Origin of the sequence: Psychrobacter okhotskensis (genome assembly GCF_965638355.1) — a bacterium.
Classification (GTDB): Bacteria; Pseudomonadota; Gammaproteobacteria; order Pseudomonadales; family Moraxellaceae; genus Psychrobacter; species Psychrobacter okhotskensis.
In genome coordinates, this window is the sequence record NZ_OZ281822.1 from 48,010 (window position 1) to 72,865 (window position 24,856).

Annotated in this window: 21 protein-coding genes; 8 read left to right on the top strand and 13 right to left on the bottom strand. The window is 43.5% G+C overall.

Features of this window, described 5'->3' with window-relative positions; all coding sequences use genetic code 11:
- Window positions 1–79 precede the first annotated feature (79 nt).
- Both ACSUPM_RS00175 and ACSUPM_RS00180 read left to right on the top strand, forming a co-directional pair.
- On the top strand, window positions 80–1,270 hold the full coding sequence (locus ACSUPM_RS00175) for a hypothetical protein (protein ID WP_201567400.1): 1,191 nt from the start codon (window positions 80–82) through the stop codon (window positions 1,268–1,270).
- Window positions 1,260–3,341, top strand: a complete 2,082-nt coding sequence (locus ACSUPM_RS00180) for a MarR family transcriptional regulator (RefSeq protein ID WP_201567398.1) — start codon at window positions 1,260–1,262, stop codon at window positions 3,339–3,341. The genes ACSUPM_RS00175 and ACSUPM_RS00180 overlap by 11 nt, the downstream gene beginning before the upstream one ends.
- A gap of 69 nt (window positions 3,342–3,410) precedes the next feature.
- On the opposite strand, the gene ACSUPM_RS00185 is transcribed toward ACSUPM_RS00180, so the two are convergent.
- The 4 genes from ACSUPM_RS00185 to ACSUPM_RS00200 all read right to left on the bottom strand — a co-directional run bounded on the left by ACSUPM_RS00185 (window position 3,411) and on the right by ACSUPM_RS00200 (window position 6,333).
- Window positions 3,411–3,788 carry a DsrE family protein gene (locus ACSUPM_RS00185; protein ID WP_201567396.1) on the bottom strand — a complete coding sequence of 126 codons (378 nt, stop codon included), beginning with the start codon at window positions 3,786–3,788 and terminating at the stop codon, window positions 3,411–3,413.
- Window positions 3,789–3,954: 166 nt separating this feature from the next.
- Entirely contained in the window at window positions 3,955–4,497 is a 543-nt protein-coding gene (locus tag ACSUPM_RS00190) for an acyl-CoA thioesterase (RefSeq protein ID WP_201567394.1), read from the bottom strand.
- 61 nt (window positions 4,498–4,558) lie between these two features.
- Entirely contained in the window at window positions 4,559–5,608 is a 1,050-nt protein-coding gene (locus tag ACSUPM_RS00195) for a YheT family hydrolase (RefSeq protein ID WP_201567392.1), read from the bottom strand.
- Between the two features lie 128 nt (window positions 5,609–5,736).
- Complete coding sequence (locus tag ACSUPM_RS00200; protein WP_173239020.1) at window positions 5,737–6,333, bottom strand: YigZ family protein; 597 nt, start codon at window positions 6,331–6,333, stop codon at window positions 5,737–5,739.
- A 246-nt stretch (window positions 6,334–6,579) separates the two neighbouring features.
- Between ACSUPM_RS00200 and ACSUPM_RS00205 the strand changes: the two genes are divergently transcribed.
- Together ACSUPM_RS00205 and ACSUPM_RS00210 are read left to right on the top strand one after the other, a co-directional pair.
- Complete coding sequence (locus ACSUPM_RS00205) at window positions 6,580–7,284, top strand: pseudouridine synthase (RefSeq protein ID WP_101211929.1); 705 nt, start codon at window positions 6,580–6,582, stop codon at window positions 7,282–7,284.
- Between the two features lie 406 nt (window positions 7,285–7,690).
- The gene (locus ACSUPM_RS00210) at window positions 7,691–8,755 is read left to right on the top strand and encodes a thioredoxin fold domain-containing protein (RefSeq protein WP_201582638.1); all 1,065 of its coding nucleotides are present in this window, start codon (window positions 7,691–7,693) and stop codon (window positions 8,753–8,755) included.
- A gap of 137 nt (window positions 8,756–8,892) precedes the next feature.
- Here the strand turns inward: ACSUPM_RS00210 and ACSUPM_RS00215 are convergent, their stop codons facing one another.
- Window positions 8,893–9,714 carry a PaaX family transcriptional regulator gene (locus ACSUPM_RS00215; RefSeq protein WP_201567390.1) on the bottom strand — a complete coding sequence of 274 codons (822 nt, stop codon included), beginning with the start codon at window positions 9,712–9,714 and terminating at the stop codon, window positions 8,893–8,895.
- A gap of 70 nt (window positions 9,715–9,784) precedes the next feature.
- On the opposite strand from ACSUPM_RS00215, the gene ACSUPM_RS00220 reads away from it, so the two are divergent.
- Entirely contained in the window at window positions 9,785–11,434 is a 1,650-nt protein-coding gene (locus ACSUPM_RS00220) for an isovaleryl-CoA dehydrogenase (RefSeq protein WP_436880058.1), read from the top strand.
- Window positions 11,435–11,822: 388 nt separating this feature from the next.
- Here ACSUPM_RS00220 and ACSUPM_RS00225 read toward each other — a convergent pair whose 3' ends face one another.
- A complete protein-coding gene (locus ACSUPM_RS00225; RefSeq protein WP_201616417.1) occupies window positions 11,823–12,473 on the bottom strand; it encodes a DUF2939 domain-containing protein in 651 nt (216 codons plus the stop codon).
- Window positions 12,474–12,900: 427 nt separating this feature from the next.
- On the opposite strand from ACSUPM_RS00225, the gene dnaJ reads away from it, so the two are divergent.
- The 3 genes from dnaJ to ACSUPM_RS00240 all read left to right on the top strand — a co-directional run bounded on the left by dnaJ (window position 12,901) and on the right by ACSUPM_RS00240 (window position 16,134).
- The gene (gene dnaJ, locus ACSUPM_RS00230) at window positions 12,901–14,037 is read left to right on the top strand and encodes a molecular chaperone DnaJ (RefSeq protein ID WP_201607533.1); all 1,137 of its coding nucleotides are present in this window, start codon (window positions 12,901–12,903) and stop codon (window positions 14,035–14,037) included.
- A 239-nt stretch (window positions 14,038–14,276) separates the two neighbouring features.
- Window positions 14,277–15,107 (top strand): 4-hydroxy-tetrahydrodipicolinate reductase, encoded by an 831-nt coding sequence (dapB, locus tag ACSUPM_RS00235; RefSeq protein WP_201582635.1) that lies wholly within the window; start codon window positions 14,277–14,279, stop codon window positions 15,105–15,107.
- Window positions 15,108–15,210: 103 nt separating this feature from the next.
- A complete protein-coding gene (locus ACSUPM_RS00240) occupies window positions 15,211–16,134 on the top strand; it encodes a hypothetical protein (RefSeq protein WP_436880059.1) in 924 nt (307 codons plus the stop codon).
- Window positions 16,135–16,413: 279 nt separating this feature from the next.
- Here ACSUPM_RS00240 and ACSUPM_RS00245 read toward each other — a convergent pair whose 3' ends face one another.
- The 7 genes from ACSUPM_RS00245 to gshA form a co-directional block, all read right to left on the bottom strand.
- On the bottom strand, window positions 16,414–17,589 hold the full coding sequence (locus ACSUPM_RS00245; protein ID WP_201583130.1) for a type III PLP-dependent enzyme: 1,176 nt from the start codon (window positions 17,587–17,589) through the stop codon (window positions 16,414–16,416).
- Between the two features lie 110 nt (window positions 17,590–17,699).
- Window positions 17,700–18,254 (bottom strand): peptide deformylase, encoded by a 555-nt coding sequence (gene def, locus ACSUPM_RS00250; RefSeq protein ID WP_025652947.1) that lies wholly within the window; start codon window positions 18,252–18,254, stop codon window positions 17,700–17,702.
- Window positions 18,255–18,506: 252 nt separating this feature from the next.
- Window positions 18,507–18,761, bottom strand: coding sequence for a GlsB/YeaQ/YmgE family stress response membrane protein (locus tag ACSUPM_RS00255; protein ID WP_025652624.1), 255 nt, complete (start codon window positions 18,759–18,761; stop codon window positions 18,507–18,509).
- Between the two features lie 328 nt (window positions 18,762–19,089).
- Window positions 19,090–20,583 (bottom strand): UDP-N-acetylmuramate:L-alanyl-gamma-D-glutamyl-meso-diaminopimelate ligase, encoded by a 1,494-nt coding sequence (gene mpl / locus ACSUPM_RS00260; protein WP_436880060.1) that lies wholly within the window; start codon window positions 20,581–20,583, stop codon window positions 19,090–19,092.
- A gap of 332 nt (window positions 20,584–20,915) precedes the next feature.
- Window positions 20,916–21,545, bottom strand: a complete 630-nt coding sequence (locus ACSUPM_RS00265) for a copper resistance protein NlpE N-terminal domain-containing protein (protein WP_201567546.1) — start codon at window positions 21,543–21,545, stop codon at window positions 20,916–20,918.
- Window positions 21,546–22,094: 549 nt separating this feature from the next.
- Window positions 22,095–22,622 (bottom strand): disulfide bond formation protein B, encoded by a 528-nt coding sequence (locus ACSUPM_RS00270; protein WP_025652621.1) that lies wholly within the window; start codon window positions 22,620–22,622, stop codon window positions 22,095–22,097.
- Between the two features lie 342 nt (window positions 22,623–22,964).
- Window positions 22,965–24,539: a glutamate--cysteine ligase gene (gshA, locus tag ACSUPM_RS00275; protein WP_173239013.1), complete on the bottom strand. Its 1,575-nt coding sequence runs from the start codon at window positions 24,537–24,539 to the stop codon at window positions 22,965–22,967.
- Window positions 24,540–24,856 lie beyond the last annotated feature (317 nt).

Below are 24,856 nucleotides of genomic sequence, written 5' to 3' on the forward strand. Positions count from 1 at the left end.
TTTTGTAGTTAAAATATTTGACTACGATTTTGTAGTTAAGTATTATGACTATAAAATCGTAGTCATAATTGGATGAGAGATGAGCACAGGAAACATAGCGACAGGCGATAATTACTTTCCAAGACCTGCTGATGAAAAAAAACTATGGAGACACTTGTCAGATGGTGCTCATGTTTTATTGCTTGCACCTAGACGGGTGGGAAAGTCTTCACTGATTACTCATATTAAAGATCAGCCTAAATTAGGATACGCTGTTATATATGTTTTCGTACAAGCTTGTGATAACGAGCAGAGTTTTTATCAAAAAATGTTACGTGAAATATATAAGTCCAATCACATAAAAAAATCTGACAAGATAAAGGGCAAACTTGTAGAGTGGGCAAAAAGCATAAATTTTAGCCTATCAGTTAGTCCAGCAAATATTGAAGTTGGGATGAGTAAAGAACAGAGCGTTACCAAAATCATTACTCATGAGATGATTCGAGATGTATTGTATGAGAGTCTGAAATTGAGTGAAGAGACTATCATTATTGCGATTGATGAATTCCCTGATGTACTAGAAAAGATATTTAATGAACAGGGCAAAAAAGGTGTAGAGCAGTTTTTATCTGGTATTCGTGCACTATGTCAAGACCCTGAGTTCAACGAGAAAGTTCAGTTTATCTTAACAGGGTCAATAGGGTTAGACACATTAGCAGAAAAGTTGGCAGTTACTGACTTGATTAATATGCTAGTGACTATGAGTGTTCGTCCTTTTAAAGATAACCGAGCCATAGAGTTTATAGAATTTTATATTAAAAAGCATTGTCCAGAAATTGTTCTAGACAAAGAGACTAAGCAAACTATCATTGATGAAGTGAGTTGGAATATGCCCTATTATTTAGGGTTAGTATGTGAACAGCTTATTGAAATTTTTGATGAAGAAGAACGCCAAATCGAACATAGCGATGTAAAAGTAGCTATCGATAATTTGTTTAGTCCAGCAATGAAAACCGTCTTTTCTCATTGGCGTGATAGATTAAACCGACTAGAAAAAATTGAGCGTTCTTATGCCCAACAAGTTCTAGACTTGGTAAGCCAAGTAAATAACAGTGTGGTTTATGGCGAGTTATTTAACCTATCACAGCAGGCTGACTTTAAAGACCAAGTGGATAGTAGGTATGTCATTAACTGCCTGCTACACGATGGTTACCTCTATCAACCTGATGATAGTACCTATCAATTTACCTCTCCTCTCCTAAAACGCTGGTGGATTCGTTATGGAAAATAATACGAAAAGTCATTCAGTCTTACTTTATAACACGCAAAATATAGATGCCCAGCTGTTAAAAGCAGGTTTTAGCATACGTAAAAAAGAGTATCAGCGAATTTGGAAAGATATTCAAAAAGGGTCAATGGCGAAGCCCGAGACACATTATCTTATCCAAGGTGTACGTGGCGCTGGCAAGACAACACTGTTATCACGCCTAGCAAATGAAGTGGGTGAAGATGAAGAGTTAAATAGCTGGTTAATTCCTATTCTACTCAATGAAGAAGAGTATGGCATCTTGTCACTATTCACTTTTTGGTTACGTATTACTGAAAAGCTTGCAGAGCAAAGTGCTGATATATACACGGAACTATTTGAGCAAGTCTCAAGTTTAGATGACAGTGCCGAAATTGCTTGGGAATTGATACAAAGCCATTTAGTTAAAAATAAGCAAAAAATAATCGTCTTCGTTGATAATTTAGGAGAGTTATTTAAAGATTTTGATGACATTGAACATGCACAGCTTCGTGAAGTACTGAGTTTACATCCACACATTCGTCTAATTGGTGGTTCCAGTCAGTTGCTGGAAGCACATTTTGACGGTGCAGCGCCCTTTTATCAATTCTTTAAATTGGTTAATTTAAAACCAATCAGTGAAGACGAAATGCACGAGTTGTTACGCTCTCTGGCGAAACAAACTGGTGAAGAAGCAGTGAAAACGATTGAAGAAATCATTACTGAGCATCCTGAACGTATAGAAGCAGTCAGGCGCTTAACGGATGGTGTACCGCGTACCATTGTTTTGCTATTTCAAATTATTATGGAAGGGGCAAAAGAGAGTAGCTATGCTTATTTAGAAGAAACCATAGATAAAACGACACCTTTATATAAACATCGGATGGATGATTTATCACGGCAGCAAAAAGCGATTGTACATGTGATAGCGATGAATTGGGATGCGATGAGCACCAAAGAAATTGCGGAACAAACGCGCTTACCGAGTAAGACAGTATCCGCACAACTGGTCAAACTTCAAAAGCAGTGGATAATTGATAAAGTTGAAACGGATACTAAAAATCACCTGTATATAGTTAAAGAGCGTTTTTTTAATATTTGGTATTTGATGCGCTATGGCAATCAGAATGACAAGCGTCGTGTGTTATGGCTTACAAGATTTTTAGAGAGTTGGTATGGTGATAAAAACTTATCAAATATATTAGTAGAAGTATCATACAAATTATCAACTCAAGCTGATAATAGAGCTAGTCATATGCTTCTAGATGCACTATTAGCATCTGAGAAAATAGATAATAACATCAAAAAAATAATGGCTTTAAGTCAATCTAAAAATGTTAAGTCAATAGATTTTCATGATACGGATGCAGAGTATGAAGAACTTATACAGAATATAAAAAGGCTCACAGATCAGGGAGAAGATAGAAAGCTATTCGACTTGTTGGAAGAAAATTTAGATAAACTAACTATATTAGAGTATTTAGTGTATTCACATAATTTGTTCGTATTGGATTCAATATACTTTGATTCATTAAATATAATTTTAAGATTATTCACTGAAAAAAATACTGGGTTCATTGAAGGTATACACATATTTGAAACTGTTTTCCACTTCTCTCTTAATGGATATAAGAAGGAGTTATTCCAAGTTATGAAAAATAGTAACTTTGATGAAGGTGCTTCTTGGGAGAACTTACCTTTTATGAGTTTATATAGTATTTATTGCTTATGGAACAATGAGCTTGAGAAGTTTATAGAAGTTATAGATAAAGTCTTTGTAAAACAATTACTAAGCCAACCACCGATGTCAAAAGTAGAATTATCTGAGGATATGATAAGGATTACTTTTTTTGAAGATATTCTTTTATTTCTTTTAGCTAAAAATCAATATGAAACTATTCTGAACATATTAGATAAATTTGGAATAAAAGAGTATTTCAAACCTATTTACTACGCTACAGTTTCATTACTCAAAGACGAACGTCAGCAAGAGTATTTACGTATGGGACCAGAGCTAAAAGGGACTGTAGATGAGATCTTACAAAAGGTCGAAGAGTATCGCGTTAATTACGCTTAGATAAAACAAAGGTCATAACTCAGTTTTAGAGACTAAGTTATGACCTTTTTAATTATTGAGATTTAAGCATCAATTCAACTGCAACGACCCTTTCGCATGCATCAGCAGCTCAACCACATCATCACCGCTAATCACTTCGAAGCGCTTATCGATAGCGGATTCTTCGACACCATTATGTTTCATGCAAGCGCCGCAAACTAGCACGTTACCGCCTTTTTCGATAAAGGCTTCTAGCAATTCGCCCACAGGTTCAAATGGTGCGCCAATATTGACGTTATCTAAAGCGTTGGGTAATGCCAAATGTACCGCATCTACCATCAATATCACGGATGCAGAGTGACCTTTTTTAAGTGCCACGCCTGCCATGGTAAAGGCTAAGGTAATTTTACTTGGGTTTGAGTCACTATTATCAAATAGCGTACCGACATAATCCGTATTATTAACCATATTATTCTCCTTATAAGTTATTTTGACTATTGAACAGACTACTATCCTAGCATTTATTATTCTTTTTTATATAATGTATTGTTATAGAATAGTCGTTATAAGGTTTCTAGAAACTTATAAGTAAGTTACTCCGCTCTCAACTGTCTAACTTTTTCGACGTAGATACCTAACCCACTGGCGGCCACGGACGGTCACCATCACTCTCAATCCACTCTGCCACATAACCAGTCGGTGGCAATTTTAAGTCTGCTTTACCTAGTCCTTCTAACACCCGTGCAGTATCTACCACTCTACCACCTTCCGTGACGCCAGTTCTTAGCAGCATAGACGAGCATGGCTTGCCCTTTACCCACATAGAATGCTCCAGATATATCCAGCGCTCGTCTATACCGACGATATGCGTCCTAATTGTGATTTTGTCCAACAGACGAATACGTTTACGGTACTGAATCGTGCTGCCAGCCACTACCATACCCCAACGCTGTTTGAGCAATAAACGCCCAAGACCAGTACGGATAATAAAATCAGTACGTCCTATATCATAGACGGTTAATGCCCGACCATTATTCATCTCTAGCATAGGATCGAGATCCGTGAGGCTACAACGAACCATCACTTCACTAGTCTGCGCCAGATCTAAAGACCGACCTTTTTTGTTCGCGATAACCGCACTCACGATAGATTTGCTATAGCGTAGAAAAGGATACATAGAACAGTCTCAAAAGTTGAACAATAGTATTTAGCGTGCCAAAGTCTCATTTACTAGAGTATCATTTATTATTAAAAGGCACGCCAATAGAGTGAAAGTAAGCGCTGACGGTCTCAGGTATCCAATTAATATCAAATCTTGATTTTTTATAAAGATGGGTAGATTTATCTTTATCTGAACGATATCGCAAATAACCGATATGCCCGCCATGATCGGTGTCGATGAGAGTGACGCTGTCAGAGACATCATTTGGCGTCGCGGTAAAGCCAATAAAAGGGTCGTCTTTGGCACTGATTAATAATAAAGGCTTGGTCACATTGATCAAGTATGGAAGGGCAGAGGACGCTTGGTAATAGTGATTGTTGGAGCGGTAGCCATGACGCGGTGCGGTAAAGATGTCATCAAAGTCGCTGATACGATTGACCGCTTTGATGGCATCGATTTCTTCTTTGGTGATGTCGTTTGCCAGTGCTTTTTTGATGATAGGATTGAGTAGATATGGTGTATAAATACGATGGCTCAAAAAGCTGTGCATATTGAGCGCCGCCGATGACATATCGACAGGTGCAGAGATGACCGCAGCACCCTTGCAGATGGCTTTATCCCCATATTCGCCCATGTATTTTGCCAAGGCATTGCCACCTAGTGACACCCCAGCCGCATAAATATTGGCATATCGCTCGCTGAGATTTTGTAGCGCGTGATGCACTTCATCGGTGTCACCGGCATTATAAAAGACTCGACCATTCGCAGGGATACCGCCACAACTGCGAAAGTGCGCCACCACAAAGTGCCAGCCTTGCGCGTGCATTTGATACGCCAAAACCCGCGCATAATGACTGTCGCTACTGCCTTCCATACCATGAAACAAGACGATTAAAGGTGTTTGTTCACGCTCATCATTTTCGATTGCTTTTATAGGGTGCGCATCATAAAAGTCATAAGCAATATCAGTCTCACCTAGAGAGTCTTGCATCACCATCCGACGATACGTCGGTGCTGCTGGTGCAAAAAACTTGGGCAAGATACTTTGCAGATGCGGGTTAGAGAGCCAAAATGGCGGCTTAAAAGGCGTGGGGTTGAAATGGTCGGGGAGGTTGTAGGTTTGCATGGCGTGATCTTATCGTTAGTGTTGAGAGTAAGCGTATAATACCGATAGATATATTGAAAACCAAAGACTTTCAGTGAACGCATGGTTACTCAAATTTTTGATGGCTTTTTGATGGTTTGAGGTTGAATTCATGTTTCATCCAATACCCGCCCATCCATCGCAAGGCGTTCTTTTAAAGTCTCAATATCTGCCTCAGCAAGCGTCACGGTCAAGGTGACTTGCTTACTGTAAGCGACCTCATCAATACGACCGTTTAGACTCTCAACCACATAGCGGCATTGCGCTTCGGTCGCAAATTCTGCGAGTATTTGCACTCGGCTCATGGCTACATAAGGGCTTAAAATCATCTGGTCGACCGCCGCTTGCGCAGAACCTGCATAGGCACGGGTCAGACCGCCAGCGCCCAGTTTAATCCCGCCAAAATAACGCACCACAATGATGATGACGTTGCCAATAGATTTGTGTTGTAAGACATTTAATATCGGACGTCCTGCGGTACCACTCGGCTCGCCATCGTCGTCAAATCCAGCGCTGGTGGTATTATCAGGGTCACCAATGATATAGGCCCAGCAGTAGTGACGGGCATCGGCATATTTCTCACGTAGTTGTTCCACGTGAAACATTGCTTGCTCACGTGAGTGCACCGGATACGCATAAGCGATAAAATCAGATTTTTTGATTTCTAGGCGGGCAGTGACGGCACGTTTTAGCGTTTGATAGCTCATATTTCATCAGGTCTAGGTAGGATATGGTAAACTTGTCTAACTTTCACTGTTGTCCATATTTGGCGCAGTGTTCATTTAATTTTTCATTATAGTACCATTTCTCACGCTTAAAGATAACGAGCGAGTCGCGCCTAAGTGCTAATCTAGTAGCCTTGGCGCGGCGGATAGAATTAGCGATTTCGTTAAGTTCATTCCGTTAGCGGCAGAGTTGGGAGTGGTAACATAACACTGATGGTAGTCAATCGTATGCGTTTAGATAAATTTATTAGTAAGGCCACTGAGCTGTCGCGCAAAGAATCCAAAAAGATTATGCACGCGGGTGAAATCACGGTCAATGATCAGATAATCAAAGATCCTGGCGTCCATGTCGATATCGTCAACGATGATGTCATGTGGGCAGGCGAGCCACTATCGGTCGCGGCGGGCAATCGCTATATACTCCTGCATAAGCCTGAAGGTTTTGAATGTACCTTAAAAGTTAAAGAACATCCTATCGTCACCGAGCTGATTTCGGTACCAGAGCTTGGCAGCTTACGTATTGCGGGTCGCCTCGATGTCGATACGACTGGTGCGTTGCTCATCAGTGATGATGGCAAATGGTTGCACCGTGTCACCAGCCCTAAACATGCCCATGCCAAGATTTATGAGCTGACCTTGGCTGAAGCGATGGACAGCGACGCTCAAGCCAATGCTGTTAAAAAAGTGGCTGAAGGTATCTTATTAGAAGGCGAACATGAAGAAACCAAGCCTGCGGTTCTTGAGTTCATCGATGAGACTCATGCGCGTTTAACTTTAGAGCAGGGCAAGTATCACCAAGTAAAACGTATGATGGGTTATTTTGGTAATAGAGTGACTGAGCTGCATCGCGCCAGTATTGGTCATATCACTTTAGACGGTTTGGAAAAAGGCGATAGTCGCTTCTTAACCGAAGAAGAAGTCGCCAAATTCTAAATTTTCGCCTTATTGAACCCTAAAATAATTTGTGAAAATAAGATTTAACATGAGCAGCCACTATTAAAGTGCGCTGCTTTTTGCTGCCTGTTATGTCTGTCTGCTATCGTCAATACTGAATAAAATAGATAAAAGATATAACGCACGAAGCTGGTACAAATTTCTTGGGCTTGCTGTGCCTACGCCGACAGACCCTAACTTATCTATATTTGTATTGCCTGTCTCTTAAAGCTCAGTAGCAATTTTGCAAATTTGGCCTTTTAATCGCTGTCAAAGTTAGCGCATATGCTAAAGTCCCGTTATCTTTTTAATCTATTTTTTTGCATAATGAAGTGGATGCTTGTTAGAGAAACTTGCCGAACACGTCTGTTAAAACACTTCTTTTATAACAAATAGGACTGTCTCCGTGAAACAACTTGTATTAAAGTCTGCTGGTTTGATGAGCGCGATACTATTGGCGACGACAGCCTGTGCCCAGCCGAGTGCCACTGATGCCATTAATAACAAACTCAGCTCAAGCGTGCAAACCACGCCAGCCGCTGGTACGGTAGGCCAGTCGGTGGACAAGCGCTTACGCCAGTTACTAACGCAAGCAGGGATTAAGACACAGATAACCTCGATTGTGCCTTCTAAGTTGCCTAATATGTATCAAGTCAACCTAGTAGGGCAGCTACCACTGCATATCACTAAGGATGGCAATTATGTCATCCAAGGCGAGCTACAGAAAAACCCCAGCAAGCGGGTCGTGACAAAAACGCCAGTCCGTAGTAATCGTGACCAAATAGGCAAGCCGGTCAGTGCTACCGTCAAGTCATCGCTACTCGCCAATATGAGTGCGCTGAAAAATATGAGCGCTAAAACACCTTTCTTTTATACGGCAGTGCCGGGCGTTATCTGGGGAGCAACGTTAGAAGGGGTGCCTTTCTTGCTATCGGACGATGCGCAATACATCACTGACAGTGAGATATCCGTCATCGAAAACGGTCAATTTATCGGACTTGATGAAGCGTTTGAAATGCGCAAAAATCAATCAGTATTCGTGGCTTTAGATGAGTCGCAATTGATTACTTATCCCGCTATCAGCGCAGAAAAAGCCATTATTTATGTGGCTACCGATGTCAATTGCCCTTATTGCCGTAAGCTACATCAACAATTTCCTATGCTCAATACCAAAGGTGTCACAGTAAAAACCATCGCTTATCCGATATATGAACAGTCACCTGCGCAAATGCGTGCCATTTGGTGCCAAGCTGATAAGGACAGCCGCCGCAAAGCCCTTGATAAAGCCATGTTAATTGGGAAAATGACGCCAGCCGCTGCCAGCTGTAATGTTGATTACGTGACGCCCAATCGCGAAAAAGCGGCGGGACTGGCAGTGATGGCCACGCCTGCTATTTATCGTGAAGATGGCGTCCTCTATCAAGCGAGCTTTGAGAGTCCAGAGTTTTTAGAATTTCTAGGTATTAAATAACCTTTGGGCATTAAATAATTTATCGTCTGTCCACTATAAAACTGCCACAAAATCAAACTCGCCAGCCATACTCATGTATCGCGTACACTCGGCTGGCTTGTCTCGATTTTAAAATATCACTTTTAAAACGACCCTTTTCATAAATTACTTTCCTTAAAAAACGCATACCACAGGCGGCGACCTTCATTATTGAAGCGTCTGACGGTAGCAAAGAACTGTTGCCGTTCGGTCTCATTGACCAGCGGTGCGGGCAGCAGCGGATCAAAAATTACGCTGCGGATACCGGCATCACCGAGCAGATAGACGTCACGCAAGGCAGCCTCACGTGGTAGCTTATCTTTGGTGGCCAACCAGTCATTCAATCGTTGTGAGATTTCTTTATAGCTTGCTTCCAGCTGCATATCAGACCAAAGTGATAAGGCTTTTTCCTGTCGAACGCTATCAAAGACGCTGGCTTTAAAAACGGCAGCTTCCTCTCCCAAGCCGAGATCTAACAGTCGTGCGCGTACGGTATCGACGCCGCCCGATAGATTGTTGGGGCGCAGATAAAGACCGGTATCTAGCTCTCGAAAGCCTAACAAGGAGAGCGCGCGTGCACGGGCACGGAGCACTTTACGGTCGCTACGTGGTAGACCGCCCGTGGTAACGGCGATCCATGTGCTGTCCCATTCTGTCACACGTTGATCCACCGTAGACCATGCCGCTACATCAGCACCCAGTTTTTGCCCTTTAGCACCCAATCGATAAATAGCAGCATCGACTGCCTCGACCAGCCCTGCTTGCGTCAACCGCGCCATGGTCACGCGCACGCTATTTTCGGTCATATCAAATAGTGCACCTGCGCGAACGGCCTCAGCAACCGTCAAGGTTTTCCCATCCGCCACAGTTAGCAGTCGCAGCACAAGAAGGCGCGGCGTTGGCCAAGATGTATTACAGTTTTTGACAAAATATGATTCCATATGTAATATTAACATCGTACTATAGAGAGGACAAGGCAAGACGGCCTATCAAACAAGGATGTTGTCAACGATGAACCAATTCAATACACATGAGGTGTGCAATCAGCCGGTTGCGCTAGAAAATTATAATGCATGGCAGACAGACATAGCCCTGATGGAAGCGGTTGCTCGCGAGGGCGGATTATGGGCGCAGGATCATCTGAGTGCCTTTGGCGCTCGTACTGGTGGTGATTTGATTGATAGTGGTTTTGCCGCCAATGAAAATCCTCCTAAACTTCGCGCTTTTGACCGCTATGGTCGTCGTATAGACGAGGTCGAATTTCATCCTGCCTATCATGAGTTGATGGCAGCTGGGATAGAATATGGCATGAGTAGCTTTGCTTGGCGCCATGAAAATCGTGATGGGGCGCATGTGGCACGGGCAGCGGTAATGTATCTTGGCTCGCAGGCGGATGCGGGTTTTGGTTGCCCAATGTCGATGACTTATGCAGCGATTCCGGCGCTACGCCATGCACCAGCACTGGCAAAAAAATGGTTGCCCAAGCTTCTATCAGCGGAATATGATCCACGTAGCCTGCCAATGGAACAAAAAACAGGCTGTACTATCGGTATGGGCATGACCGAAAAACAAGGCGGCTCAGACCTACGGCGCAATACCACCAGAGCGCTTCGCCGAGAAGATGGAAGCTATGAGATCATCGGTCATAAATGGTTTTTTTCAGCGCCAATGTGTGATGCGCATTTGGTGCTGGCACAGACCGAAGGCGGTCTTAGCTGTTTCTTAGTACCGCGCTTTTTGCCCGATGGCGCGCGCAACGCGGTTCGAATACAACGATTAAAGGATAAGCTGGGCGATTGGTCCAATGCTTCATCCGAGGTCGAGTTCCAAGGCGCGTTTGGTGAATTGGTTGGTATAGAAGGGCGCGGCATCGTTACCATTTTAGAGATGGTGGCGTTAACCCGATTGGATTGTATGATTGGCTCTTCAGCACAAATGCGCCAAGCCGTTGTGCAGGCGATTCATCATACTAGCAAGCGCGAGGCTTTTGGCAAACTGCTGGTTGACCAGCCCCTGATGCGCAATGTGTTGGCTGATTTGGCTTTGGAGTCAGAAGCCGCCATCGCTCTGACCATGCGTGTTGCTCGTGCGGTTGAAATGAGTGGCAAAGACCCACATGAGACTGCATTGGCACGCATTGCGACTGCCATTGGCAAGTACTGGATATGCAAGCGCACACCCGTATTGGTTAACGAGGCGCAGGAGTGTTTAGGCGGTATCGGCTATGTGGAAGAAAATATCCTGCCGCGCCTTTATCGGCAAGCGCCATTGAATTCTATCTGGGAGGGCAGTGGCAATGTGCAGTGCCTCGATGTATTACGCGCCTTACGCAAAGAGCCGGAAACGCGCGACGCTCTATTTGCCGAATTGCAGAATGCTGCTGGTAAGAATGCCCATTACGATGCCGAACTCAAATGCTTGGCGCAACGCTTCGACGATATCGAGACCTTAGAATTTCGGAGTCGTTATGTGATTGAGCGCTTGGCATTGATGCTGCAGGCGTCGATTTTTCTGCTGGGTGATCATACAGACATCGCGACGGAATTCTGCCGTTCGCGCATTGCAGGCGAACACGGATTGACCTTTGGTACTTTGAGCCCCGATGCGCCAGTAGCGCAATTGATTGAACGTGCTGCTGGTGCGACAATAGCGGCACAATAAATCGTCCTGCTATTAGGCCTAAGAAGATATCACGTTTATCGTATGACTTTGGGCGGTATTCCTACCGCCTGTAATTCGATGAGCAGATCAGTAAGAGAAATCTTAGGCAACAGTAGCTTGGGAAATAATGGATCGCGTCGTGCAATTTACAATTTTGAGAACGCTGATTATAGTTGAATCATTATAAAAAACCAATACAGTGCTGCTGGGATGAATTTTGCGCAGCCTCTGTCAGCGTAGACACAGCAAGCAGGTAAAATTTATCCCAGTAGCACTGGCAATATTAGCGTGTCGATTTTATTTCAAATTGACTATATTTAGAGGTTTCAGAAGTAGAATAAGTTAAAACGCTCTATAGAAAAATTCCCCAATAGCCATTCACATTATGTTATGGCAAGACGATATCAACGATTTTCCAATCAATCAAACCGTTGCGCTGCATCTCTACAGTGAGCGGGTAGCCTTTAACTTGACCGCTGATAGTGAAGCAATTGATACCGCAATAGCTCAATGTTGGCTTATCACTGTCTGAGCCTTGGGCGACCTGCTGCTCAAGTTCCGCTGCTTGTTTTTTCATGATTTGCTGCATCTGGTTTTGAACCACCGCATTGACATCGCCGCGCTGGATAATCAAATTTTGAATCAGGTTTTTAAGATCGACTTGATTGCTGGCGATAGCCCATGCAGCGGCCAGCTCTTTGGTCGCGCTGTTGGCTTGCCCTTGAGTGTTGATAATTTTTTCGATATTTTGCGGGGTGATTGCACCAGCGACTGCCTGTGTGATGAAGCCATTTGCCGCCTCAGTCAAAGGCGCACCACCCAACTCAGCAACCAATGGATAATGGGTCATGGTATTGGCAAATTGATCGGTCAATTGCGTTTGGATACTTGGACGCAGCTGTTCGTAATCAATGGCGGCAGCGATAGCAGCACCGTCTTTGGCATCATAAGCGTTTTTGAGCTGATAAGCGCTGTAATAAGGCGAGCCGCCATAGACCGCGACTGCAATGACAATCAATAAAACAATCAGCTTTTTCATAAAAATTGCTACCTTAGCGCAAACGGAATGGCGGTAAATCTCAAAAATAGGATTTAAAACCCCATTAATATGGCGCTAAATATTAGCATGGCCAGCCTTTATAAAGGTATAAAAACCTTTGCTCAATTCTTAATAAAACCTTTTTTAGCAGGCTTAAAACTTCATAAGTCAGAATTTCAGCATCTAAGCGCTTGATAAATCATCTTGGCATCTCCATAAATAGCGCAAACTTTTAATAATTGATTTGGCTAAGCAGCATCCCGCCGTATTCGCTTATAAGATTCATAATATTATCGCCTCCTTATTCGCAGTCTGCCATGTTTCATGTGAAACCTTTAAGGACAACTGCGTATAAAAACAAGGTGATAATTGATTAGGGTTGATGAATCGACCAGCCGGCGGCACTGTAAAGACGATAGGAGAGCCCATGAGTAAGCGCGATTTTTATGAAGTATTAGGTGTCAGCAAGACCGCTGACAGCAAGGAAATTAAGCGAGCCTACCGCAAGCTGGCCATGAAATACCATCCAGACCGCAATTCTGATGATCCTGATGCTGAAGACAAGTTTAAAGAAGCCTCGATGGCTTATGAAGTGCTTAGCGATGAAGATAAGCGCTCGGCCTACGACCGTATGGGGCATTCAGCCTTTGAAAATGGCATGGGCGGTGGCGGCTTCGGCGGTGCTGGTGGCGGCAACTTCCAAGACATCTTTGGCGATATCTTTGGCAACTTTGGCGATATCTTTGGTCAATCACGTGGCGGCGGCGGTGGGCGTTCACGTCGCGGCTCGGACTTGCGTTATGTGATTGAGCTGACTTTAGAAGAAGCGGTACGCGGCTGCAAAAAAGAAATCAGCTTTACCGCACCTGCGCCGTGCGAGACTTGTGATGGTAAGGGCGCAAAAGACGCCTCTGATGTCGTGACGTGTCAGATGTGTCATGGTCAGGGCCAAGTGCGTATGCAGCAAGGCTTTTTTGCCGTGCAGCAAGCTTGCCCACAGTGTGGCGGCTCTGGTAAACAGATTAAAAACCCTTGCCCTGACTGTCATGGTAATGGCGTCAAAGACAAATCACGCACGCTAGAAGTATCTATCCCAGCGGGCGTCGATGATGGTGATCGCGTGCGTTTAGCGGGTGAAGGTGAAGCGGGCGGCGCAGGTGTACAAAACGGCGATCTATACGTCGAAGTACGCGTCAAATCGCACAACGTCTTTACCCGTCAAGGTGCCGATCTCTATATGGACGTGCCAGTTAGCATCACCGATGCAGCACTGGGTAAAGAAGTTGAAATCCCAACGCTAGATGGCAAAGTCAAAATCAAGGTCGCCGAAGGTACGCAAAGTGGTAAGTTGCTGCGTGTGCGCGGCAAGGGCGTGACGCCTGTACGCACGACGATGAAAGGGGATTTGATCTGCCGTGTGGTCATCGAGACGCCAGTGAATTTGACACGTGAGCAAAAAGAGCTACTACGCGAATTCCAAGATACACTTGATGGTGATAGCAAACATCAACAGTCGCCACATAAAAAGTCATTCTTCAAAAAGATTGGTGAGTTGTTTGACTAAAACGTCTGATTGCTGAATCGCTATATGTAAAGCAAGTAGTTGACACAGCATAAGATTAGACAGGATAAGCATTTCAAATAAGTGGTTAAGTTAGCCTAGAGGTTTCACATGAAACCTCTAGGCTTTTTTATTGAGTGTGTCAAAGACAATTGATACATTGATACATTGATATTTGCTAAACTTACGATAAATATTATGCAAAATCCCTTTATTAAAAATAAAATATTTAGGACAGAGATATGAGTCAACAAGTAAAAAACCAAGCTATTAAAGTCGGTGTCATCGGTGCCGGTGGGCGTATGGGGCGTATGCTTATTGAAGCGGTACAGGACAACTCGCAAACTGCGCTTAACGCTGCGATTGAACGTCAAGGTTCAAGCCTTGTCGGTGCAGATGCGGGCGAAGTTGCAGCGATTGGTCGTTTAGATGTACAGATTGTCGATGATTTAAAAACAGTCATTAATGACATCGATGTGCTGATTGATTTTAGCTTGCCAGATGCCACTGAGCAAAATATGCAAATCTGTGCAGCGCATAAGGTGGCGATGGTGATTGGCACTACAGGATTCAATGAGCAGCAAGAGAAAGTCTTGGCAAAAGCGAGTGAGCAAGTTGCTATCGTTTATGCGGGTAACTATTCAACAGGCGTTAATTTGTCATTAAAGTTGCTCGGCATGGCAGCCAAAGCCTTTGGCACTGATGCGGATGTAGAGGTCATCGAGGCGCATCATAAGCATAAAATCGATGCCCCATCAGGCACAGCTTATATGATGGCAGAGGCCGTCGCAGAGGCGCGTGGACAGAGCTTAAAGGACGTTGCTGTCTATGGTCGCGAAGGACAAACGGGTGAACGTAAAGCTGGTACTATTGGTATTCATGCCATTCGCGGTGGTGAAATCATTGGTGACCATACCGTGATGTTTATTGCAGATGGTGAAGTGGTTGAGATTACCCATCGTGCGCGCGCGCGTATGACCTTTGCCGCTGGTGCGGTACGTGCGGCAACTTGGGTAATTAAGCAGGAAGTCGGGCAATATAATATGCAGGATGTTTTAGGCTTAAATGACTAAGGCTTAAATACCTCATACTTAAATGACTAAGGGTTTTTGCTGATGGTTTGGTAGCTGCTAAGTATGGCTTTTGATAGCGTTTAACTATTGTTAGAGGTCAATTATGAATAAGTTGAGCGAACATTTAAGAGAGAGTTTTGGTCGGGTAGTGGCTATACTTAACATTGTTAAAAATATAAAAACTGCCAAAGCCATAAGTTATAAGCGTCCGATAGCATTTACTTTAAGTTTAACGGTACTGCCGATAGTCGTACAAGCAGCTACTTTTCAAACCTACGTCATCCATACCTATGGTGGTGATGCACTGTTGCCCGCGGTACGCCAGCAATTGAATAATAGTCGCGATGGCGGTACGGTGTCTACTTATCAGGATAAGCTGGTATTGCATACCACCGCCGCTAATTATCAAGCTGTTCAGCAATTACTGAGTCAAATTGACGGTCAACCACAGGCGTTGACCGTTGCTGTGCGTGTTGGTAATAATACTGATTCTCAAAGTAATATTCAGCAAGGTCAGGTTATTATTAGCAATCGCGGTATTGAGGGTTCAGGGATAATTAATCAGCGCAATAGTCAGCAAGGCAATAATTTATATCAAGTACAAACGCTATCTGGTAGTGCCGCGAGCATTAGTACAGGCACGCTCTATGCGCTGACTCAAACCTATCATGCCAATACGTATCCAACTTATAATCGACCATCGGGGCAGATTATTATTCAGCAGCAAGTATTACTGCCAACGACGCAAGGCATTGCTGTGACGCCACGGCTACTACCAAACGGGCAAGTCGAAGTGCAGTTATCACAAGTTGATGAGCAGCTCGTGCGTTCTCATTCGTCTTATAAGCAAAATAGTTATAATGCTATTCAAGGTCAGCGCTTAAATAGTACCATTGTCGTACCACGTGGACAGTGGGTGACGATCGGTCAGATTTCACAGAATAATCAAACCCAACGCTCAAGCTATGGCAGTAATCGCACTGTTAATAACACTAATAGTATGCCTATCTCGCTGTTAGTGCAGTAGTTAGTATTACATCGTTCCTTGTTATTCAAGGAGTTATAGTTGATCTATTTTTTAAAAGAATACAGTGCTGCTGGGACTAATTTTTTGTAGCCTCTGTCTGCGTAGGCACAGCAAGCAAGAAAAATTTGTCCCAGTAGCGCGTTATAACATCTGTGCTTCTTTTATTTAGAAATGATTATAATGATGGGCGGCATAGATGATAGATGAAAAAGCATAAAAAAGCGCGGCACTGCTAATCACAGTACCGCGCTTTTCTTATTGCTGAGCATTCACTGAGAATTAATCAATATAAACCACTTCTAACGGTGGAAAACCATTGAACTCGACCGATGAATACGAGTTGGTATACGCACCCGTGGTTAACCAAAAGATTTTATCGCCAATTTCTAGCTCTTCTGGTAATTGATAACCTGCTTCTTCATACATGATATCGGTTGAGTCACAGGTTGGACCGGCCAATACGACCGTACCTTCGCTGGTTGAGGTTTCCATCTTAGGCGTATAAACTGGATATTTAATCGCTTCACCCAAGGTTTCAATTAAGCCTTGGAACAAACCCACATCAGTATAGACCCAACGCGTCAAGTCAGTATGCGACTTACGCGAAATGAGCACCACGTCACTGACCAATACCCCTGAACCACCGACCAATGAGCGACCGGGTTCTAGGATAATCTCCGGCATATCTTCCTCATCATAATCATCCGTCAAATAACGAGTGATTTCTTCAGCGTAAACTTTTACGGGATTCACTTCACTAATATAATTGGCTGGAAAACCGCCGCCTAAGTTGATCATTTGCAGCTTAATATCTTCTTCGTTTTTCATCCAGTCAAACATATATTTGACCTTGGCTAAGGCATCATCCCAAGCGGCAACATCTTTTTGCTGGCTACCCACATGGAACGAGATGCCATAAGGCACCAGACCCAAATCACGGGCTTGAATCAACAGCTCAATTGCCATGTTTGGATGGCAACCAAACTTACGAGACAATGGCCACTCAGCGGTCTCAGAGCCTTGTACCAAGATACGCACAAATATTTTTGAACCAGGAGCGTGTTTGGCAATATTTTTTAGATCGGCTTCTGAGTCGGTCGCATACAAATCAATGCCTTTCTCAAAAGCATATTTGACGTGCTCGGCTTTTTTGATGGTGTTGCCATAAGAAATACGCGATGGCTTAACGCCGCAGTCGAGGACACGATCAAGCTCATAAATAGATGCACAATCAAAGTTTGACCCCAGTTCAGCCAATAGATTAATGACTTCGACAGCAGGGCTGGCTTTCATCGCATAATGCAACTTGGCATTGGGGAAAAAGCCAACCATTTCATGATATTTGGTTTTGATACGACTCAGGTCCACCACTAAAAATGGGGTTTCGCGACCTTCGGCAGCTTTGGTGAATTTCTGCCAGCCGGCAGGGTCAAAATATTGGTCAATTTTGATCATGGTCATGGTGGGGAACCTTAAGTTAACACAGGATAGGATGAATAATAAAAACCAATGCATGCTTGAGATAATCGGACAATAGGTCCTGAATTAACTATAAATGCATCCAATTAAGAGTTGGTGGTTTGCGGCTGCTTTTCAGAGGCTGGCTCACCTTGCTTTTCACGTATTTTGAGCACTTTACGAACTTTATCACGTGCCCGCGTTTGCTTAAGACGTGATAAATAATCGACGAATATGACCCCATTTAGATGATCCATCTCATGCTGGATACAGACGGCAAGTAGGCCTTCGACTTCTTCATCGATCTTTTCGCCGTTCTCATCTAAGGCTTCAATGCGCACTTTATTAGGGCGTTCAACTTTATCATAGACCTCAGGGACTGACAAACAACCTTCTTCGTACGGTTGCTTTTCTTCTACCAATGGCGTGACTTTTGGGTTAATAAAAACCTTTGGATCGTTTTTATCTTCTGACAAATCGATAACGATGAGCTGAATATGACGATCGACTTGACTGGCAGCCAGACCAATACCTTGGGCGTCATACATGGTCTCAATCATATCAGCGATTAAGGTTTTGATTTCAGCAGTGACTTCCTTGACAGGCTTCGCAATCGTGCGTAAGCGCGGGTCTGGATAGCTTAAGATAGGGAGTAAAGCCATAACGCTCACCTCAATGATAAGGACAAAATAGGGTTGATATTATAAGATAAATGGGGACAAAAGTAATGCTTATCAATACTTTCGCGCAACTATTACTTTTTAGCATAGTAAAAACCAAGATAGTCACTTTTATTAGGGTCATAAAAAAGCCCTGCAAATAGCAAGGCTTTTCGATTGGTCTCGGTTAAACGCTCGTTGGTTCAACTCAAGTGGTTTTGCTCACTTTGTCTGACCAAATTTTTTAATTAGAGGTTATACACCACGTTTGCTCATGATCATCTCATAGATGAAGAGCAAGATAATGGCACCGATTACTGAGAATATTAGACCAGTAAAGCCACCATCAGCATTTATGCCGATAACGCTAGCAATGACACCGCCCAATAAAGCACCAACGATACCCAAGACAATGGTCATAATCCAACCCATAGGGTCGCTACCTGGCTTAATTGCTCGTGCTAATAGACCAGCGACCAAACCTACGATAATCATCCAAATAAAGCCCATTTCATTCTCCTAATTTATTGTAATTTAAATGTATTATTAATTATTGATGGCTTTGATAAATACATTGTAAGGACTCTATAGGAATAAGAGTAAGCACAAAATGTTACCAGTGTACGGGCTATGTGAGAAAAAACCTCAAATTGCTATCGCACAGGTGCAATAGGTAAACGAAAGGTTAAAAAGGTAGCAATGTCGCTAATATTTGAATATTCAACAGACCCTAGTCTGAGTTGATTATAATTTATAAAAGATGAGCATAAAAATAGCGCCGTTTATGATTAATAAGCGACGCTATCATTCTGACAGTAGTTTTGATTGGTCGGTTGAACTATTGCTCGCGCAAGGCCGTTAATAGGCGCTGATGAATATTCTCAAAGCCGCCATTAGACATAATGACAATCGCATCACCAGCTTTTGCATGGCTAGTGATATGTTCAATAATAGCATCGACGCTAGAGAGTACCTGTTGGTTGTCGATATTAGGATTGGCAGTATTGGCATTGTCGATGACGTCTTTTAGACCCCATTCGAGACCAGTAGGCTCATACCAAAGTGTATAGTCGGCAAGGGCGGCAGACTCAGCCAAACTGTCTTGATGAATGCCCATTTTCATGGTGTTACTACGTGGCTCAATGATTGCCCAAATGCGTCTATCAGCCAGTTTCTTTTTGGCACCATCCAACGTGGTGGTGATGGCAGTCGGATGATGGGCAAAGTCATCAAACACTAAAATATTATTTACATCACCGATGAGTTCCATACGACGCTTGATACCAGCAAATGCTGATAACGCTGCGCAAGCAGTTTTGACATCGACGCCAACATTATAGGCAGCGGCGACAGCAACCAGTGCATTATTGACGTTGTGAATACCGCTCATCGACCAATCGATGAGCGCTGTGGCTTCTTTATCAGCTGCGAAACTAACCTTGAATTGACCGCCGTCTTTGCTAATAAGTTCGGCTTGCCAGTCGCTACTGTTTTTTAGAGTCGTATTATTGTCGCCGTCATTAGCATTAGCCTCTGTTGAGTCAATCACTGCCGTGCGCCAAATAGGCGTCCAAACGCCTTTTGCTAAGGTATCTTCTAGGCTAATAGTTGCTGCCGGCATGATAATTTTACCCGTGCTCGGAATCATGCGTACCATGTGATGGAACTGGGTCTGGATAGCATCGAGATCTGCAAAAATATCAGCATGATCAAATTCAAGGTTGTTTAAAATAGCAGTACGCGGGCGATAATGAACGAATTTTGAACGCTTATCAAAAAATGCCGAATCATACTCATCAGCTTCAATCACGAAATAGCCAGTTTTTTCTGCTGCATCATTGGTTTTTTCAGCACCCAAATAGCTGCTATGTGCAAAAACTTGCTGCAAATGCTCGTCAGTGGTATCGACTAGCGGCACACCACCAATCAAAAACCCCGCATCAATACCTGCATAATGCAGTATCCAGGCAAGCATGGTCGTCGTCGTGGTTTTACCATGAGTACCGGCAACGGCGATGACGTGATGCGACTGCAACACTTTTTCAGACAAAAATTGTGGCCCTGAAGTATAGCGTAGACCTGTGTCTAGCATATATTCGATGACATCCATCCCGCGCTTCATGGCGTTACCAACGACGACTAAATCTGGCGCTGGCTGCAAGTGCTCTATCAGATAGCCTTGCTCAATCGTCACGCCCGCATCTTCAAGTTGGGTAGACATCGGTGGATAGACATTGGCATCTGAGCCCGTGACCGTATGTCCAAGCTCGCGTGCCAATAAGGCCAATGAGCCCATAAAAGTACCACAAATACCAAGAATATGAATATGCATAGACGTTCCGTACGAGCTTGAATAAGAAAATGAAATTGTAGAGTTATCCGAAAAGGTAGCAACATCAAAGCGCTGCGTATTTTAGGACGTACCCAACCTATTGGTCACGAGTGCTGGCTATATCAGAGCATTGATAAATGGTTACGGCGCAAACCTCGCTTGCTATACTAAACGACCTATTTGCGCTCGGTTGTTCTATAGCCAGCAGGCACTTATTGTAAAGTAAACACTGTTGGATGACCAATAAAAAACGCCCAATAGATAGGCGTTATGCGACTGCTTATTTGGCATCATTAGATTGATTGTATTCAATCTTTTATACTGCTGCACTTTTATCTGCGTGACAAGGTATAGTCGCCGTTGGGATTTTTGTACTCATCCATCATCACCAGATGGTTGTCTTGGATATGATAGGTTTCGATATGCTTACTTTCATAAACAATCGTAATTGTATCATTGTCTTGGCGATAAATACCCGACTCGAGCAATGGCTGGCGCGGCGGCTCAGCACTATTATAGAGGCTGGTTTTTAACACTGAACCATCGGCGAATAAGTTCAGAGTAATATCGATATTGTCGCAAGATGCGCAAGGAACCATACCACCATAATCGCCCATTAACGTAGCCTGTAATGCACTATTATCATTTGGCTCTGAGATCATGGGTGAGTGACGTGTATGCGTGTCATCATCGGGTTGGGCGGCGTTAATGAGCGATTGACCTGTATCTGCATTGGCCGATATATCAGTATCCGTTTGCTGATTGTCTTGCGCAGCATCTTGCAGAGCAGCGTTTTCCGTATTATCGACGGGGGCAACTTTAGTGCTTATGCCTTTATTGGTCGTCGACGAAGAGCTGTCGCAACCAATAAGCAGTAAGCAGATAGGCACGGCTAATAAGGGTCGACGAGCGCGTCTTATGATATTAGAACTGGTAGAAAAAATAGACGTAAGATATATCATGGCATACCAAAAACAGTTTTTAAATAGATTCTAGAAACGTTACGAGTATTGTCAATTATGACCGAGCCAGCGCGATCGCCGAAGCTCAATGGCTGTTATCAGAGATAAAAGCGGACGAGCTTACTGAGTCCGTATTAGGCGTCTGACGGCATTGTTTTATCGGTTGGTATCGATTAATAATAAGGCTGAGCTATAGATATTGAACATTGTGCTTGTTCATTAATGGCTGGTAGCTAATGGTTGATAGTTAACGAATGTATAATTAAAACACATCATTATACCAGTTAAGTATACAAGCTGTCTCACGATACCAAAGCTCAAAGATATCTATGTGGACTTTTTGTTATAATCAACTCGATGGGAGAACAGATAGGGTAGCACTTATAACGACACTTATAATAAATAATAGCGATTCAATAACAGCAATAAATACAGCGCATAAAAAAGAAAGCGCATAAAAAAATGGCAAATCCCTTTATGTTAGAGATTTGCCATTGTATAAAAGTATAAAGCGTTATCTTGCTTGGTAGTTAGCCGCGCCGATTGCTGTTAAGCACGACGAATAGGGGTAGCAGGGCGTACGATGCGCCATAATATTATTACATGCACTATCAATAGAATGCTAAAAAGAATCAGTGATTGCTCAGGAATACTCAAGCCCATAAATCGCCAAGCAATCTCAGCACACTCACCAGAACCAGCAAACACTTCATTCAAGACTTGCTTCATTGGTAAGGTGTCGAGCCAATAGTCTAATCCCGGACCACAAGAAGGGACTTGGTCAGCGGGCAAGTGTTGTAACCAGACATGACGCGCAGCAACCGCAGTAGCCCAGCCGATACCTGCTAAGCTACCAAGCCATAATATAAGTCTTACCACTTTAGATTTCGGATTAAACAGTGCTGCTATTAAGGCAAAGCCACCCATAACCATCAGGCCGATACGCTGAAAAACACAAAGTGGGCAAGGTGATAGACCCAGATGGCGCTGTAAATAAAACAGCGCAAAGCTCATTCCTATCACTGCCATTAATACCAAAAAGACTTGCAAGTTACGGTAGGTGGTTAGCTTTAGCATTGGTCAAATACTCTTATAAAATAATCAATAAAACACTAGGGCGTGTTGAACATTCACAAATAGGCACTGCTGATTGCTAAAATGGTTTCATACAAGGCGCAAGTCGACGATAATGTTAATACCTTAGCTAGACTTGCAACGCAGTATGGGGCGATTTTAGCATCAGCCCGTAGGGACAGGACTGTTTTTTGCCGCTTCTGTGTTAAAAATAGACGTTTAGAAAGACTAAACTTAAGATTTTTAACGTTGAATCGCCTAAAAAATAGTCTCTGTCAGTGCCATGGTCGAATGTTCAACACGCCCTATAAACAATAAAATACCATGAACAATAGAAAACGTTAATTAGCGATACTGTTGTAAGAAGTCCATAAAGTCTTCGGTCTCGGCGGCTTCAATTTCTGCTTGCTGAAGTATTGATTTTTCAGCCAATACTTCATATTTGGCTTGGTTATTGGGGCTAAGAGTTTGTTGCAAGAGAGAATCGCGATGCTGCTGCGCTAAGGTAAAGCCCAGCTGCCATAAACTGCCTAGACGTTTGCTATCAGAGTTTACTTGCGCCGATATGGTCGATTCAGAATGTCCCGCTTTGCCTTGCATCAATGCTACCGCCGCACGGTAGTCATTACCACCATAGTGCGCATCGAGTAGGGCGGCTAGAGGTTGCATACGATCTAGGTGTATCAACATCCAGCTTTCTAGTGATTGCTCCGCACCATTATTAATGATGTGCAAATTGTCACGGCGACCTTCATTGACCACGCGCTCAAGATTGATGGCCAGCGCTTCTTCTTCCTCAGGCATCAATTCAGGCGAATCATTTAGCAAGCAATAAAGCGCCATCACTTCTAAAAAACAAGCGCTCGATAGACGGATACCGATATCGCTATAAGGATCGAGATCAATAGCGCGGAACTCAACGTAAGCGATGCCGCGACGCTCCAGCGCTTCGGTAGGCGTCTCGCCACTCATCGCAATTTGTTTGGGGCGGATAGGGCTATAGTATTCATTTTCTATTTGTAGAATATGGTTATTGATCTGGATAGGATGACCCTCAGCATCATCCAAACCAAGCTTTTCAAAGCTCTCGTGCGGCGTTTGAATCGCGCGGCGTAGGCCAGCGACATACTCTGGTAGATAGTTATAGCGAATATCCAGCTGCTCTTGCACACTATTGGTATAGCCAAGCTTGCCCATACGTAGGCTGGTCGCTGCAGGCTTGTAATAAGTTGAATCGTTGAGCAGCTCTAAATCGTGCTCGCGTCCTGCTATAAAACAAGGACAGACACTGGGACTGGCGCCTAGCAAATACAGTACCAGACTGGTCAGACGCTTAAAGTTGCGAATCAGACCTAGGTACTTCTCATTCTTAAATTCTGTCAACGTTTGGCTTTGCGCAGCTGGTACTTTTGCTTGCCACGCTTCGAATAGGTTGTCACCGAAAGATAAGTTGTAATGCAAACCAGCAATCGTCTGCATGCGGCGACCATAACGAATACCCAGACCACTACGATATAACGTTTTTAGCTTACCCGTGTTAGAGCTACCATAATCCGCCAAAGGGATGTCTTCGTCTTTGGATGACAGCATGCATGGCATCGATAGTGGCCACATGAGCTCACCTTCAGGCATACCTTGGTACACTAAAAGATGGAGCTGACGCAGCATATTTAGCGTCTCTTTGGGGCTGGTTTTTGGGTCAGTGATGAGCTCAAGCAAGCTCTCAGAATAATCGGTTGTAATAAAGGGATGCGTGAGCTTGGAGCCAAGTTTGATTGGGTGCGGCGTTTGCGCCAAATAGCCATCGGGCTTGACGCGCAGACCTTCTTTTTCGATACCGCGCAGCATACCCGCTAAGTGCTGGGTATCAAACCAATTAGGGATTTCAAAACTAACAAAGCTATGTGCAAAATTACTCATAATAGTCATCTATTGTTATTTGTTATGGCGGCTCAAAACACGACAGGTGTATGACCATAAAAGAGGTAGGTATTTAGATTAATAATGACGTCAGTTTAGCTCAAAGCCACCCTGAAAACCACGGACAATTACAAATACAATAAGCTTTGCTTAAAGTCGGTCGATGACTATTTGGCTAATAAACTTGGCGTATTTACGTCGGTATTACACGTTTTATAGTTACTCATGAATACTTTAGGTCAGTAAGTGATTGTTGTCTATATCATTGATAATAAAAAATTTATTGCCAAAAACAAGGGATTGGCTAAACTAAAAAA